The 15,416-nt window shown below is 68.4% G+C and carries 14 protein-coding genes; 6 read left to right on the top strand and 8 right to left on the bottom strand.

What is annotated here, in order from left to right:
* Positions 1 to 7: 7 nt before the first annotated feature.
* The 3 genes from ABIC51_RS07990 to ABIC51_RS07980 are packed head-to-tail and all read right to left on the bottom strand — an operon-like array spanning position 8 to position 2,492.
* Entirely contained in the window at positions 8 to 1,009 is a 1,002-nt protein-coding gene (locus ABIC51_RS07990; protein ID WP_027791323.1) for an HpnL family protein, read from the bottom strand.
* Entirely contained in the window at positions 1,006 to 1,815 is an 810-nt protein-coding gene (locus ABIC51_RS07985) for a HalD/BesD family halogenase (protein WP_027791324.1), read from the bottom strand. The genes ABIC51_RS07990 and ABIC51_RS07985 overlap by 4 nt, the downstream gene beginning before the upstream one ends.
* Positions 1,812 to 2,492 (bottom strand): CDP-alcohol phosphatidyltransferase family protein, encoded by a 681-nt coding sequence (locus ABIC51_RS07980; RefSeq protein WP_021162080.1) that lies wholly within the window; start codon positions 2,490 to 2,492, stop codon positions 1,812 to 1,814. Before ABIC51_RS07980 ends, ABIC51_RS07985 begins: the two co-directional genes overlap by 4 nt.
* Before the next feature lie 654 nt (positions 2,493 to 3,146).
* Between ABIC51_RS07980 and scpC the strand changes: the two genes are divergently transcribed.
* Entirely contained in the window at positions 3,147 to 4,661 is a 1,515-nt protein-coding gene (scpC, locus tag ABIC51_RS07975; RefSeq protein ID WP_027791325.1) for a succinyl-CoA:acetate CoA-transferase ScpC, read from the top strand.
* A gap of 37 nt (positions 4,662 to 4,698) precedes the next feature.
* Here the strand turns inward: scpC and ABIC51_RS07970 are convergent, their stop codons facing one another.
* Positions 4,699 to 6,228 carry a DHA2 family efflux MFS transporter permease subunit gene (locus ABIC51_RS07970; RefSeq protein ID WP_146253289.1) on the bottom strand — a complete coding sequence of 510 codons (1,530 nt, stop codon included), beginning with the start codon at positions 6,226 to 6,228 and terminating at the stop codon, positions 4,699 to 4,701.
* Between the two features lie 135 nt (positions 6,229 to 6,363).
* Between ABIC51_RS07970 and ABIC51_RS07965 the strand changes: the two genes are divergently transcribed.
* Positions 6,364 to 6,804: a MarR family winged helix-turn-helix transcriptional regulator gene (locus ABIC51_RS07965; protein ID WP_060085107.1), complete on the top strand. Its 441-nt coding sequence runs from the start codon at positions 6,364 to 6,366 to the stop codon at positions 6,802 to 6,804.
* Between the two features lie 256 nt (positions 6,805 to 7,060).
* Here the strand turns inward: ABIC51_RS07965 and ABIC51_RS07960 are convergent, their stop codons facing one another.
* A complete protein-coding gene (locus ABIC51_RS07960) occupies positions 7,061 to 7,558 on the bottom strand; it encodes a DUF2938 domain-containing protein (protein ID WP_146253288.1) in 498 nt (165 codons plus the stop codon).
* A 140-nt stretch (positions 7,559 to 7,698) separates the two neighbouring features.
* Here ABIC51_RS07960 and ABIC51_RS07955 point away from each other — a divergent pair, with 140 nt between their 5' ends.
* A complete protein-coding gene (locus ABIC51_RS07955) occupies positions 7,699 to 8,124 on the top strand; it encodes a helix-turn-helix domain-containing protein (protein ID WP_146253287.1) in 426 nt (141 codons plus the stop codon).
* A gap of 112 nt (positions 8,125 to 8,236) precedes the next feature.
* Positions 8,237 to 9,064 (top strand): hypothetical protein, encoded by an 828-nt coding sequence (locus tag ABIC51_RS07950; RefSeq protein ID WP_146253286.1) that lies wholly within the window; start codon positions 8,237 to 8,239, stop codon positions 9,062 to 9,064.
* Positions 9,065 to 9,069: 5 nt separating this feature from the next.
* Here the strand turns inward: ABIC51_RS07950 and ABIC51_RS07945 are convergent, their stop codons facing one another.
* Positions 9,070 to 9,951, bottom strand: coding sequence for a helix-hairpin-helix domain-containing protein (locus ABIC51_RS07945; protein WP_124531483.1), 882 nt, complete (start codon positions 9,949 to 9,951; stop codon positions 9,070 to 9,072).
* Positions 9,952 to 10,131: 180 nt separating this feature from the next.
* Positions 10,132 to 11,667, bottom strand: a complete 1,536-nt coding sequence (locus ABIC51_RS07940; RefSeq protein WP_226128891.1) for a sigma-70 family RNA polymerase sigma factor — start codon at positions 11,665 to 11,667, stop codon at positions 10,132 to 10,134.
* Between the two features lie 298 nt (positions 11,668 to 11,965).
* Between ABIC51_RS07940 and ABIC51_RS07935 the strand changes: the two genes are divergently transcribed.
* Both ABIC51_RS07935 and ABIC51_RS07930 read left to right on the top strand, forming a co-directional pair.
* On the top strand, positions 11,966 to 12,421 hold the full coding sequence (locus ABIC51_RS07935) for a hypothetical protein (protein ID WP_175898024.1): 456 nt from the start codon (positions 11,966 to 11,968) through the stop codon (positions 12,419 to 12,421).
* A gap of 33 nt (positions 12,422 to 12,454) precedes the next feature.
* Positions 12,455 to 13,336, top strand: a complete 882-nt coding sequence (locus tag ABIC51_RS07930; protein WP_175853667.1) for an SH3 domain-containing protein — start codon at positions 12,455 to 12,457, stop codon at positions 13,334 to 13,336.
* Between the two features lie 140 nt (positions 13,337 to 13,476).
* Here ABIC51_RS07930 and ilvD read toward each other — a convergent pair whose 3' ends face one another.
* A complete protein-coding gene (ilvD, locus tag ABIC51_RS07925; protein WP_027791333.1) occupies positions 13,477 to 15,336 on the bottom strand; it encodes a dihydroxy-acid dehydratase in 1,860 nt (619 codons plus the stop codon).
* Positions 15,337 to 15,416 lie beyond the last annotated feature (80 nt).

Genomic DNA, 15,416 nt, shown 5'->3' with positions numbered 1-15,416 from the left:
TGAACGATCAGTCGGCGAGCGGCTGCGGCGCACGGCGCCGCTGCCAGTTTCTTTCACTGAAATGCAGATAGAGCAGGCCGGGCAGGCCGAGCGCGAGTTCGCGCGCGCGCTTCGCGAGCGACAGCGCGAGCGCCGCGTCGGGCGGCAGTCCGACCAGCGGCGCGAGCAGCAGGTAGCCGCCTTCCTGCGCGCCGAGCGAGCCCGGGATCGCGAAGGCCGCGCCACGAATGGCCTGGCCGACGCTCTCGAGCAGCAGCGCGTCGAGCCAGCTCACCGGGTGCCCGAGGAAGTGCAGCGCGAGCCACACTTCCGCGGTGCCGACGATCCAGCCGACGAGACTCAATGCGAACGTCTTCGCGACCTTCGCACGATCGCGGTACAGCGCGCCGACCGCGTCGTCGATCGCGTCGGCGCGGGTCGCCAGCGACGACCAGTCGCGCGGGCCGAGCAGCTTCGACGCGAGGCGCAGGCCGCGGCCGAACAGCCCGCGCCGCTGCGCGACGTAGAACAGCGCGGCGAGGGCGCCGAGCACGCCGGTGGCAATCAGCGCGGGCGTGCGCAGGTGCGCGACCGATTCGTGCGTGGCGTACAGGCTGAACGCGGCGATGCCGATCAGCGCGAACGCCATTTGCGAGAGCGCCTGCATCGTCGTGCTGACGGTGACGGCCGCTGCCGCGTCGGCCATCCGCGTGCCGCGCTGCGCGAGGTGGCGCACCATCAGCACGGGGCCGCCGATCTGCCCGGCGGGCAGCAGGCTGTTCACCGATTCGCCGACCCAGCGCGCGCGCAGCGCGTTGCGGAGTTCGGCGCCGGGCTGGCCGTGGCGGAACATCACGGAGATCGCCATCGCGTCGATCACGAGCGGCACGACGTGGAACGCCGCGACGAGCGCGAGCCCCCAGCCGGCCGCGAGGAACGTGGACGCGACCGCGCCGACGCCCTGCCAGGCGAGGAGTGCGACGAAGAGTGCGGTCCCGAGGGACAGCAGGATCAGGCCGGCGCGTGTCATGACCCGGTCGGGCGTCGCGTCGCCAGTTGCTTGAACACCTGGCGGAAGCCGAAATACGCGATCGCGTCCTTCATGTTCGAGATGAAGCGCTTCCACGGGCGCATGCCGGGGTTCGTCACGTATTCGAAGGTGAGCGACACGCGCATCTCGTTCTGGCCCAGCGGCGTGATGCGGTGGCGCAGCTTGTCGCCGTCGAACAGCACGATGCCGCCGTCGGCGATCTGGACGGAGCCCGGCTCGTCGGCCACGTCCGGATTGCGCGTGTGCAGTTCGTAGTCGAGCCGGCACGACGATTCGTCGATCACGCCGATCAGCAGCGTATAGCGGCGGCCGTCGTAGTACGACGTGTCGTAATGCCAGCCGATGTGGTCGCCGGGCTTCGTGTAGTAATACAGCGCATACGCGTGCGGATCGTCGTCCGGCGACAGCATCAGCTTGTCGCCCGTGACCTTCTCCAGGAAGGAGATGAGCGCCTTCGAGCGATACAGCTCGGCGATGTACGGCGCCTGCTCGTCGATCGTATGGCGGCTGACGCTGCCGCCCTGCTTGTGGCCGGGCAGGTAATTGCGGTTCAGGCCGGCCTGCATCGCGCGGGCGGCCGCCGCGAGCTTCGCGTGCGCGTCGGCCGGCAGGAAGGCGTCGAGGTACAGGAACGAGCCCTGGCGCGTGTAGTCGCCGCGCAGGCGGTCGAGGTCGAGCGAACCGACGCAGTCGGCCACGGTGCGATCGGGATCGGCGGCCGCCACGCGCGCAGGCGCGGGGCGTGCCGGGCTCAGCACGGAGTCGTCGCGCGTGCTAGGAGTCATTTGGAAGCCTGGATTTCGGTTGGATTCTGCGCGACGTTGCCGCGCCGGACGATGCGCCACCAGTCGATCACGACCCATGCGGCGAAGAGCGGGGCGCCGATCGACGCCGCGAGCAGGAACGGTTCGACGCCGTCGAAGAGCGTCACGAGCGGCAGCAGGTACAGCACGTCTTCGGTTTCGAAGCCGCCGGCGAACGCCTGCTTGGTGCCGGCCTTGCCGGCGATCGATTCGATCCGCATGCGCAGGAAGAAGATCAGCGCGACGGCGGCGCCGGCCACCGCGCCGAGCAGCACCGGCGACGCGGCCATCTGGCCGCCCTGGGCGACGATGCCGAGGCCCATGCTGACGAACAGCGCGATCGTGACGAGCGCGTCCGCCGCGAGGTCGTAAAAATGACCGATCTTGCTGGATTTCCCGCTGATGCGGGCGAGCTCGCCGTCGGTGTGGTCGACGAAGTTCGACAGCACGATCAGGAACGCGCCGGCATTGCTCCAGCCGAAGCCGCCGTGCGCGAGGCACCAGGCGCCGGCGAGGCCGATCAGCAGACGAACGGTGGTGAGGTGATTCGGGGTGACGGGCGTGTCGACGAGCGGTCGGACAAGCGAGCGCGCGAGCCGCGCATCCCAGGTGCGTGGCAGGGGCGGTTCGGAACGTGTGGCGGTTTTTCTTTGGTCCATCGGCGAAATATATACGGAATTGTAATTTGTTGCTTTTTATTCGATCAATGTCCTGACATGAGCGAGTGTTACCGCGTCTTGCAACGATCGGCCGACCGAAAAGCGCGTGCGCGAAAGGGCGGCCGAACGGGGCTGCGGGATCCGTATTCCAGTGTGGTTCGCGTCGCGCGCCTGTCAAGGGCGGACGGGCCTCACAGGCCGGTGCGGCGGTGTTTTTCGCGCTTCCCGGCGCGCGACGCGCGGCGCGTGCGAGCTTGACGTGCGTCAGGCCGGCACAACCGGCATCGGGTGACAATTGGCCGCGCCGGATGCAGCATCGACCATTGCCGATCGACAGGCGATGAATCGCAATGAAAATCCGTCGATTGATGTGTGCGGATTGGTGATCGTCGACCGGTCGTTGTGTCCGATGCTTTCGTGCACCTTTCACGTGCATTCGAATTGAACGGGGCGCCTGTCACAGAACGGCCGTTCGATACGCGGCAAATCCGGCAACGATCTTTTTCATACGGCGGACATTTCGCGGCGACCGCCTCTGAGATACTCCGACCATGCCTGTGGTGCCGGCCGCCCGTCGCGGCCACAAGGGCTTCATGTCGCTCAGGAGACACCCCCAGCGACGTCAACGACAGACCAAAGCATCAGAATCCAGCCATGTCTTCATCACGCATCCTCGCTCCCGCCCTGCGTTCGCTCGTCCGTACCGCCGACGAAGCCGCCGCGCTGATCCGTCCCGGCATGACCGTCGCCATGAGCGGCTTCACGGGGTCGGGCTATCCGAAGGCCGTTCCGGCCGCGCTCGCCGCCCACATCGACGCGGCGCACGCGCGCGGCGAGGACTTCCGGATCAACGTGCTGACGGGTGCGTCGACCGCACCGGAACTCGACGGCGCGCTCGCCCGCACCAACGGCATCTCGATGCGCCTGCCGTACCAGTCCGACCCGACGCTGCGCGACAAGATCAACGGCGGCGAAGTCGACTACCAGGACGTCCACCTGAGCCACGTCGCGCAATACGCATGGTTCGGGCTGTACGGCGATCTCGATGTCGCGATCGTCGAAGTCGCGGGCATCCGCGAGGACGGGCTGCTGATTCCGTCTGCCTCGATCGGCAACAACAAGACATGGCTCGAACGCGCGAAGCACGTGATCCTCGAAGTCAACTCGCGCCAGCCGCTCGGCCTCGACGGGATGCACGACGTCTATTACGGCACCGCGCTGCCGCCGCACCGCAAGCCGATTCCGCTGACGAAAAGCGACGACCGGATCGGCGAGCCGTACCTGCGCTGCCCGGCCGACAAGATCGTCGCGATCGTTGAGACGGATGCACCGGATCGCAGCAACGCGTTCTCCGCGCCGGACGCGACGTCGAAGCAGATCGCGCACCAGCTGATCGATTTCCTGCGCCACGAAGTGAAGCGCGGCCGCCTGCCGGAAAACCTGCTGCCGCTGCAGTCGGGCGTCGGCAACATCACGAACGCGGTGCTCGCGGAGCTCAGCTCGGCCGGCTTCTCGAACCTGACCGCGTACACCGAAGTGATCCAGGACGGCATGCTCGACCTGCTCCAGGACGGCACGCTGAGCTTCGCGTCGGCCACCGCGCTGTCGCTGAGCCCGGCCGCCGTGCAGCGCTTCGCCGACGAAATCGCGACGTTCCGCGAGAAGATCGTGCTGCGCCCGCAGGAGATCAGCAACCATCCGGAACTCGTGCGCCGTCTCGGCTGCATCGCGATGAACGGGATGATCGAGGCCGACATCTACGGCAACGTGAACTCGACGCACGTGATGGGCACGAAGATCCAGAACGGCATCGGCGGCTCGGGCGACTTCGCGCGCAACGGCTACCTGTCGTGCTTCATGTCGGCGAGTACCGCGAAGGGCGGCGCGATTTCGCGGATCGTGCCGATGGCGAGCCACGTCGACCATACCGAGCACGACGTCGCGGTGGTCGTCACCGAGCAGGGCCTTGCCGACCTGCGCGGCCTGTCGCCGAAGCAGCGTGCACGCAAGGTCATCGCGACCTGCGCGCATCCCGACTACCGGCCGATGCTCGAGGATTACTTCGAGCGTGCGTCGCGCGAGAGCTTCGGCAAGCACACGCCGCACCTGCTCGCCGAGGCGCTGTCGTGGCACGAGCGGTACGTGCGTACGGGGACGATGAAGGCCTGACGGTTCGGCCTGCGACGGGCGCGCGCCCGTCGCATCGTCAATCCATCGCCGCATGCGCGATCTCCACGCTCGCCGTTTTCTGCGGCGGGCGGATCAGCAGCAACAGCGGAATCATCAGCAGCGTCGCGACGAACATCAGCTTGAAATCGTTCAGGTAGGCGATCATCGATGCCTGCTGGTTGATCGTGCGGTCGAGCAGCGCGAAGTCGAGACGGCTGCCGGCCATCGCCTGCACGGCTGGGTTGAACGGCGTGATCTGCGCGGCGAGATCGGCGTGCGACACCTGCGTGTTGCGCGTCATCAGCGTCTGCACGATCGAGATGCCGATACTGCTGCCGATGTTGCGCATCAGGCTGTAGGTGGCCGTGCCGTCCGCACGCAGGTCGGGCGGCAACGTCGAGAACGACAGCGCGCTCAGCGGCACGAACACGAGCCCCAGCCCGAAGCCCTGCACCACGCCCGGCCACACGATGTCCGCCTCGGACAGCACGACCGTGTACTGCATCATCTGCCATAGCGCGAGCGCGGAAATCGACAGCCCCGCGAGCAGCAGCATCCGCGCATCCACGTATTTCAGCAGCCTGCCAACGAACAGCATCGCGATCATCGTGCCGGCGCCGCTCGGCGCGGTGACGAGGCCCGTCGTCGCGACCGGGTAGCCCATCAGGTTCTGCAGCATCGGCGGCAGCAGCGCGCGCGTCGCGTACAGCACCGCGCCGACCACGAAGATGAACAGCGTGCCCGTCGCGAAGTTCGGGTCGCGCAGCAGTTCCGACTTGAAGAACGACGCCTTGCCGACGGTCGCGGTATGCACGAGGAAGAACGCGAAGCTGAGCGCCGCGACGACCGCCTCGATGCGGATCTCGTACGAGCCGAACCAGTCGAGCTGTTCGCCGCGGTCGAGCATCGCCTGGAACGCGCCGATCGCGAGCGCCAGCGTCGCGAAGCCGAACGCGTCGAATTTCACATGCGGGCGCGGCGCGCGGGCGGGCAGGAAGGTCATCACGCCGGCCAGCGCGAATGCGCCGATCGGCACGTTGATGAAGAACACCCAGCGCCAGTTGTAGCTGTCGGTGAGCCAGCCGCCGAGCGTCGGGCCGAGGATCGGGCCGACCATCACGCCCATCCCCCAGATCGCCATCGCCTGGCCTTGCTTCTCGCGCGGGTTGATGTCGAGCAGGATCGACTGCGATAGCGGCACCAGCGCGGCGCCGAACACGCCCTGCAGCAGGCGGGCGCCGACGATCTGCACGAGTGTCTCGGACAGCCCGCACAGCGCGGATGCGACCGTGAAGCCCGCGATCGACACGATCAGCAGCCGCTTCACGCTGAGCCGGTCGGACAGCCAGCCGGTGAGCGGTGTCGCGATCGCCGCCGCGACGATGTAGGAGGTCAGCACCCACGTGATCTCGTCCTGCGACGCGGACAGCGTGCCCTGCATGTGCGGCAGCGCGACGTTCGCGATCGTGCTGTCGAGGGTCTGGATCAGCGTGGCGAGCATGATCGACAGGGTCAGCATCGGCCGGTTCAGGGCGGGCGAGGCGGGGGCGTCGGCGGCGGGGTTCAAGCGGGTGTCTCCGTGGGGCGGTCGCCGTGGGCGGCGATCCGGTATCGCTGGAATTATAAGCACGCTTATTATAGATCCGCTTATCGCCTTGCCGCGAGCGATGGGTGGCTGTCGGCTTGACCCTATAATCCCCGCATGGACAAGACCTACGAGAACCGGATCGGCTACCTGATTTCTGACGTGGCCCGCCTGAACGGGCGCCTGTTCGACCGGCGCGCGAAGCGCATCGGGCTGACGCGCGCGCAAAGCCGCGTGCTCGCATACCTGACGTGGAAGGGCGAGATGAATCAGGCGCGGCTCGCGGAATGGCTCGAGATCGCGCCGATCTCGCTTACCCGGTTGCTCGACCGGATGGAAAGTTATGGCTGGATCGAGCGCGTCGCGAACGACGACGATCGCCGTGCATTCGTGATCCGGCTGACCGACAAGTCGCGCGAGATCTTTCCGCAGATGCTCGAAGTGGGTGACACCGTCGTCGACGACGGTTTGCGCGGCTTCACGCCCGACGAGCGCGATACGCTGGTGCGGCTGCTCGGGCGCGTGCGCCACAACCTGATCGAGTGCGGCGGGGAGTGATGGGCAGCGTCATCCGGGCCGGCCGGATGAACGGGTTGACCGCTACGGGAATACCGGGTGGCCGTGCGCAGGCGTGCCACGTTGGCCCGTATGACGGCATGGGCGTGGTCATTGCCGTTGCCGTTATGTCGGCGCGGCCATCGTTCGGCTCGCGCAGGACAAAGCGCCCGGTGCACTTCGGCGAAGCGCTGTGCGGGCGTCGACGTCGGCTCCGTGAGCCGGCGCTACCCGTCACGGCTTCGGCAAGACGGTGTGCTCAACGGGGCAGCGCTGCCAGCGTGAACGCCGCCAGATAAAGTCCCACACCGTACGACAGATGCGCGATGACACTGCGCCGGCGCGCGACGCCCGGGTGCGGCGTGCGCGACGCCGCGATGCCGAGGCCGAACGCGGGCTGCATCACGAAGAACGGCGCGACCACGCTGGCGAGGCCGGAGACGAGCGCGGGAAGCGGTGTCGGTGTGCCGATCCATGCCGTGCCCGCGATCGCGACGGGCAGCGCCGCGTACGCGATGCCGATCGCGTAATGCGCGATCCAGCCGAGCGTGCGTTCGCCCGGCACGGGCGGCGCGGCGGCGATCGACACGTGCCGGAACCGGCCTTGCATCATGTGACCGACCCAGCGGCCGACCAGCGCATAGTCGAGCGACGGAATGCCGAATGCACGTCGGCGCAACAGCGCCCACAGATCCATCACGAGCGTCGCGCCCGTGCCGATTAGCAACAGGTTGAGCAGGACGTCGGGCAGGCTCATCGCGAACCACCGGCGCGGAGGGCGACGGTTGCGCGGCGCAGCGGGATACAGCGTGATTTCAGCGGTTTCATGGCAGTCAGGGCTTGTCGTTATGGAGTCGAGCGCCTATCTTGCAACCTCAAGTTCACTTGAGGTCAAGCATGAGTCGGCTGGACATTGCGGATGTGGCGCGGCGCTCGGGATTGCCCGCGTCGACGCTGCGCTACTACGAGGAAAAGGGGCTGATCGTCCCGATCGGCCGCCACGGGCTGCGGCGGCAATACGACGAGTCGGTGCTGGAGCGGCTGGCACTGATCGCGCTGGGCCGCGAGGCGGGTTTTTCGCTCGACGACATCCTCGCGATGGTGGACACGGACGGCCTGCCTGCGATCGATCGCGCGAAGCTCGACAGCAAGGCCGACGAACTCGACCGCACGATCCGCCGTCTCGGCGCCGTGCGCGATGCGCTGCGGCACGCGGCCGTGTGCCCGGCGGCGAACCATCTCGAATGCCCGTCGTTCCAGAAGCTGCTGCGCATTGCCGCGCATCGCAATCCGGCGCGTCGCATGAAGGGGGAAGGCGCATAGGTTGCGCGCCCGCGCGACGTGCGGGTGGCATCAGCAGTCCGGCGGCGGGGTGGCGGCGGTGCCGATCCCGGCCGGAATTCGAAAACGAAAACAGGAACAACGGGGTTGACGCGTGTCGTTATTGCTTGCGCCATTGCTGGTGCTTTATGTGCTTCCGGCCGCGTACGCGGCATCGAAGGTCGGGCCGCACTACGGATTTCTCGCGGGGTGCGCGACGATGGCGGTCGTGCTGGCGGCGCAGACAGCCCTGCTGGCGTGGGGAACTGCCTGGGTGAAGCGACGGCGTGGGGGTATCGGGCAGCCCGAGACGGCCGCGCAGGCCGTACCGGCCGACAGTCCGGACGACGAACCGGCTGACGGCGCCGAAGACGCCGGCGATGCCGACGACGCGCCCGACGTACCGCTTCGATACGGCGAGCGTGCACGATTCAAGCAAGTGGATCCGATGGCTGGCGACGCGCGGTCCGACGTCGCGCGCTATTTCTACGACAACGCGAAGCAGACGATCGAATCGTATGTGGACGTCGAGACGGGGCACGGCGATTCGGGCGCGTCGATGGTGTCGATGGCCGAACTTGCCGTCGAGGATGGGGGGCCGGCCGCGCCACCTGACCACACGCTGACCGTGTTCGTGTCGAACGACGGCGCATGGTCGGGGTTCCGCGTGGGCGACGACAGCTTCCGCTTCCGTCACGGCGCGATCACGAGATTGCGGCTCACGCGGGTGATACCGATACGCTGGAAGGGCGGCTACACGGTGACGTTGTGGTTCGACGTGCCGAACCGGAAAAGCGGCGCCGATTACGTGTCGTATTCGACCTGGTTCGATCTCGCGGTGGAATATTCCGGTCGCCGCTCACGCGCGCTCACTCATGCCTGTCGCGAGATCGCGTCCGTGCTCGGCGTGGCGTTCGACGTCGACGAAACCTCCGACGACTGACTGACTCAGCCCGCGTAGTACACGCGGCACTCCTGCTCGCGCCCGCGCACGATGCGCTTGCCGACGAGCGAGCCGACCGTTTCGGTGAAGACGGTGCGCTGGTGTTCGCGCTGCCCGGCGTCGTAGAAATAGAGCGAGACCCAGTCGGTCGGGCGGGAGGCCTCCGGCGTGCGCATCGCGGCAAGCAGGCACAGCGCCGTGAAATGCCAGCCGCCCTTGGTCATGTGCATCACGGGCGACGGCACGTAACCGTCCACGTTCAGGCGCCGGTGCGCGAGCGTCGGCAACACGCCGGCGGCGGCCTTGTTGCGGTACAGGCGGTCGATGTAGAGCAGCAGTTCGACGGGGGGCTCGGTGCCGGGGCCGGCGTCCTGCACGTGGCCCTGCCAGCGCCGGCGGCGGCTCAGCACGTCGTCGAGCGCGGTGCGGATGCCGGCTGCGCGCCGCGGGCCGACGCCCGAGATCGTTTCGAGCTGGCCGTTGCGGGCCGCGCGTTCGAGCTCCTCGAGCGTATCGATGTGAAGCAGGTCGTGAATGCGTAACGCGAGCGCGTGGCCGATACCCGGCACCGCTTCGAATGCGGAGGTGCGTACGGCGTCGCCGCACAGCCGGTCGAGCTGCCGCCAGCGCCCGGTCACCAGCAGCTCGGCAATCGCCTGGGCGACGCCCGTGCCGATCTCGGGCAACGTACCGAGCGCATCGACGCCGCCGGATTCGAACAGCGTGCGGATGTCGAGGTCGAGCGCTTCGACCGTGCCGGCCGACGCACGGTACGCGGCGACCCGGTAAGGATTCGCGCCCTGGTCAGCCAGCCGTTGCGCCGCCTCGCGCAGGCAGGCCGCGATACGCCGGTTTTCCTCGTACGTTTGGCTGGCGCTCGTCTGCATCGCGAGGGACCCGGGGAAGCACAAACGGAATGGACACGGCGAGCGATGCGCCGGTCGGCTGTTCATCATTGTCGCGACACGCGTTGAAGAAAACTTGACGCACGTCAATAGCAAACGTAGCACAGGTGCGAGGTGCACGGTCGTGCCGGTAGGGGCACGACCGTGCGTCGCGTGATGCGGTCACGCGTCGAGAAACGACTGCGCGTTCTCGGCCTCGGCGGCCGTGCGCAGCGCGGCGAGCGCCCGTTTCTCGATCTGGCGCACGCGTTCGCGCGACATGCCGGCGTCGTGCGCGATCGCATCGTAGGTATCGGGCTCGGCGCCGCCGAGGCCGAACCGCCGGCGCAGCACGTCGGCCTCGGCCGGCGTGACCGACCGGAGCAGCGACCGCACACACTCGCGCATGCGCGTGTCCGCCAGTTGCTCGAACGGGCTGGCCGACGCCTGGTCCTCGATCAGCTCCACGAGGCCGGTGTCCGCGTCGGGCAGCGGCGCATCGAGCGACACGGGCTCGGCAGGCAGCGCGAGCACCGCACGCAGCTTGTCCTCGTCGAGGCCGGTTTCGGCCGCGAGTTCGGCCGGCGTCGCCCGGCGCCCCGTGCGCTGGTGAAAACGCAGCGCATGCCGTTGTACACGCTGGTACTGGTCGCCCACGTGCACGGGCACGCGGATCGTGCGTGCGCGATCCGCGACCGCGCGCGCGATCGCCTGGCGGATCCACCAGGTCGCATAGGTCGAGAACTTGAACCCGCGCCGGTATTCGAATTTCTCGATCGCGCGCATCAGGCCGAGGCTGCCGTCCTGCACGAGATCGGGCAGGTCGACGCCGCGGTTCATGTACTTGCGCGCGATCGACAGCACGAGCCGCAGGTTCGCCTCGAGCATCGCGCGCGTGGCGTCGCGCACTTTCTGCTGGCCGTCGGCGAGCGCTGCGGCGAGTGCCCGCCGCGCGACCGCGTCGAAGCTGGCGGCTTCGCCTGCTTCGGTGCCGTGCGGCGCGGACGCGAGCGTGCCCACGACGCGGCTCGCGTCGTCGACCGCCGGTGCGAGCCACGCGATCGAGCCCAGCAGGGCAGCTATGCGGTTACGCGCGTCACGGTATTCGTCCGAACGGACGCCCTGCGCGTGCAACGCGCCGCGCAGGGCCGCGACGGCCGTCTGCAGTGCGTCGTAGCTGGCCGGCGCGGGCGTGTCGGGGGCGTCGCCGTCGGAAGCCCCGGCGCTGCCGGTCGTCGCCGTCGCGCGGTGACGCGCAAGCAGCGAGTCGACCGCCGCCGGATAGCCGGCGATCGCATGCAGGATCTGGTGACGGCCTGTCTCGAGTTCGCGGGCAAGCACGATTTCGCCTTCGCGCGTGAGCAGCGGCACCGCCTGCATGCGCCGCATGTAGAGCGCGAGCGGGTCGGTCGACGCGCTCGTGCCGCGTGCGAGGTCGCCGAGCATCGCGCGGCCTTCGTCGAGCGCATCGCGATCGACGTCGACCGGCGACGAACCGGCGAACGGCGCAGGCGCGGCCGGCTCGTCGAGCACGGCGATGCCGATGTCGGCGAGTGCGGCGCGCACGACGTCGAGCGCGTCGGGGCTGTCGCTTTCGGGCGGCAGCGCGTCGACGAGGTCGGCGTGGGTCAGATAACCCTGTTCGCCGGCGAGCGCCAGCAACTGGATGATCGGATCGAGCGGCGTGTCCGCCCGGGGAGTGGGGCGTGGCGTAGTCATGTCGATGGCGGCGTGAGCCGCGCTCCTGTCTGGGCGGGCCGAAGCCCGCCGGTTTCGGGCCGCCGGTTGCTCGCGAACCCCGTCCGCGCCGGCCAGCCTGACATCGTTCAAGTTGAGGGCATTTGCGCGAACTTCAACGCGAGCGCGGCAGACCCATCAGCACGCGGCGTGCCTGCGCGCGCGTCTGGTGCTGGAAACAAAAAGTAACCGATCATACCGGGCGGAAATCTGCAGGGGACGTAAGCTAGAGTCAGGCGCGCAGCCTGGCTGCGCAGCGCAGATTCCGCCGGAGCAAGAAATGACCCCGATTCCTGCCGCGAGGTATGCGGTATTCGCGTTGACCACGCTGGCCCTCGGCGGCTGTTATTACACGAGTCCGTACGGCTATGCGCCGTATTACGCGCCGGCGCCGGCCACGCTGACGCAGCGCGAGATACCCGTCACGCCGGCTGCACCGGGTAGCGCCGCATCGAGCCAGGGCTCGACGGCGGTCGCGCCGCCCGTGGCCGACCCGGCTCCCGTCTACGTCGCGCCGGCCTATCCGCCGCCGTATCCCTATCCGTATCCGTACTATGCCCCCGCGTATTACCCAGGCTGGTACGGCTGGGGAGCGCCGGCGATCTCGGTCGGCTTCTGGGGCGGCTGGGGCGGTGGCTACTGGCGCGGACGCGGCGGGTACTGGCATCGTCCGTGGGGTGGCGGCCACTGGGGCGGCGGCCACTCGGGTGGCGGCTGGGGCGGGCATCGGCACTGACCGGCGCGCGGCGGCACCGCGCGGGAGAGCATCATGAGGAATTCGATTGTCCGAAGTCTGTACGTCGTCCTGCTCGGCCTCGCGGCCGCGCCGGGCGTCGCCGATGCGCAGAGCAGCGCCTACACGAACTCGCCGGCCGAACTGTTTGCGGGGCCGGCGCCCGACTATCCGGTGGTGGCGCAGATTCCGCCCGACACGGCGCTGGACGTCTTCGGTTGCCTGAGCGACTACTCGTGGTGCGACGTCGCGCTGCCGGGCGTGCGCGGCTGGATCGATGCGCAGCTGCTCGAGTATCCGTACCAGGGCAGCTACGTGCCGTTGCTCGAATACGGCGCGATCATCGGGGTTCCGGTGACGGGGTTCGCGATCGCCGCGTACTGGGATCGTTATTACCGGCACCGTCCGTGGTATCACGACCGCGATCGCTGGGCGCATCGTCCGGAACCGCGGCTCGGCCCAGGGGGCATGCCGCCGGGACAAGGCCGTCCGCAACCGGGCGGGCCGATGCAGGTTGCACCGGGCGGCCCGCCGCCCGTGCACGACGCGCGGCCGTCGGCTGCACGCGGCGGCTGGAACGGCGCGATCCGCACACCGCCGCCGGCAGCACCGGCGCCTTCACCGATGCCGGGCGGGGCGGGCAACGCGCGTCCGGCCGGCCCGCCGCCGGCCGTGCTGCGCCCGCCGCCCGTACCGGGAGGCGAGGCGCGTCCGATGCCGCCGGCGGTGCACCAGGGAGGCGAGGCGCGTCCGATGCCGCCGGCGATGCACCAGGGAGGCGACGCGCGTCCGATGCCGCCGCCGGTGCGTCAGGGAGGCGGGGGCGGCGGCGGTTATGCGCGGCCGCAAGGTGGTGGAAACGGTGGCGGTAACCACGGTGGTGGCGGAGGTGGTGGCCCCGAAGATTTCCGTCACTGATGTCGCCGGCGCTGGGGATTCCCGGGCGTCGAACGAAAAAAAGCCGCTCCGGAGAGCGGCTTCCACAGCGGCGCGGGCGGGTTGTCCTGCCCCCAGCCCCACCGGCTGCGCGTGGCGGGCAGCCGGCCGTACTACTTGCGTCAGTCGTCGAGCAACGACAGGTCGCGCACGGCACCCTTGTCGGCGGACATGACCAGCTTCGCGTAGGCCTTCAGCGCCGCGGACACCTTGCGCGGACGCGGCTGCGCAGGCTTCCAGCCCTTCGCGTTCTGCTCTTCGCGGCGGCGCGCCAGCTCTTCGTCGGACACGAGCACGTTGATCGTGCGGTTCGGGATGTCGATGCGGATCTTGTCGCCGTCGCGCACGAGGCCGATCGCGCCGCCCGCCGCGGCTTCCGGCGAGCAGTGGCCGATCGACAGGCCCGACGTGCCGCCCGAGAAGCGGCCGTCCGTCAGCAGCGCGCATGCCTTGCCGAGCCCCTTCGACTTGATGTAGCTGGTCGGGTAGAGCATCTCCTGCATGCCGGGGCCGCCTTTCGGGCCTTCGTAGCGGACGATCACGATATCGCCGGCCTTGACCTTGTCGTTGAGGATGTTCTCGACCGCTTCATCCTGCGATTCGGTCACGTGAGCCGAACCTTCGAACACGTGGATGCTCTCGTCGACGCCGGCCGTCTTCACCACGCAGCCGTCGAGCGCGATGTTGCCCGTCAGCACGGCGAGGCCGCCTTCCTTCGAGAACGCATGCTCGTACGAGCGGATGCAGCCTTCGGCGCGGTCGAGGTCGAGGCTCGGCCAGCGCGTGTCCTGGCTGAACGCGACCTGCGTCGGGATGCCGGCCGGGCCGGCCAGGTAGAACGTGCGGACCGCATCGTCCTGCGTGCGGACGATGTCCCACTGGTCGAGCGCATCCTTCAGCGACGGCGCGTGCACGGTCGGCACGTCGGTGTGCAGCTTGCCGGCGCGGTCGAGCTCGCCGAGGATCGCCATGATGCCGCCTGCGCGATGCACGTCCTCGATATGGTACTTGTTCGTGTTCGGCGCGACCTTGCACAGCTGCGGCACGACACGCGACAGGCGGTCGATGTCCTTCATCGTGAAGTCGATGCCGGCTTCCTGCGCGATCGCCAGCAGGTGCAGGATCGTGTTGGTCGAACCGCCCATCGCGATGTCGAGCGTCATGGCGTTCTCGAACGCCTTGAAGCCCACCGAGCGCGGCAGCACGCGTTCGTCGTCCTGCTCGTAGTGCTGGCGGGCGAGCTCGACGATCCGGCGGCCGGCGCGCTTGAACAGCTGCTCGCGATCGGCGTGCGTGGCCACCACCGTGCCGTTGCCGGGCAGCGACAGGCCGAGCGCTTCGGTCAGGCAGTTCATCGAGTTCGCGGTGAACATGCCCGAGCACGAACCGCAGGTCGGGCAGGCCGAGCGTTCGACTTCAGCGACGTCGGCGTCCGAATACGACGGGTCGGCCGCGATCACCATCGCGTCGACGAGGTCGAGCTTCTTCAGTTCGACGGTCTTGGTGACCGGGTTCGCGAGGCGCGTCTTGCCGGCTTCCATCGGGCCGCCCGACACGAAGATCACCGGGATGTTCAGGCGCATCGCGGCCATCAGCATCCCAGGCGTGATCTTGTCGCAGTTCGAGATGCAGACCATCGCGTCCGCGCAGTGCGCGTTCACCATGTATTCGACCGAATCCGCGATGATGTCGCGGCTCGGCAGCGAATACAGCATGCCGTCGTGGCCCATTGCGATGCCGTCGTCTACCGCGATCGTGTTGAATTCCTTCGCGACGCCGCCGGCAGCCTCGATCTCCCGCGCGACGAGCTGGCCGAGATCCTTCAGGTGCACGTGCCCGGGCACGAACTGGGTGAACGAGTTGACGACCGCGATGATCGGCTTCGAGAAATCGTCGTCTTTCATGCCGGTGGCGCGCCAGAGCGAGCGCGCACCCGCCATGTTGCGGCCGGCGGTGGAAGTTTTGGAACGGTAAGTGGGCATTGTCGTTGCTGAAGAAATATCGCGGGAAAAGGGTGGAGGCACGGGGAATAAGGGCCTCTCTCGCGCCCGTGCGAACAACC

It is taken from the genome of Burkholderia sp. 572, assembly GCF_040545135.1.
In the GTDB taxonomy this organism is placed as follows: Bacteria; Pseudomonadota; Gammaproteobacteria; order Burkholderiales; family Burkholderiaceae; genus Burkholderia; species Burkholderia cepacia.
The sequence above is the reverse complement of the archived record's forward strand: the minus strand, read 5'-3'. Positions and strand labels throughout refer to the sequence as shown.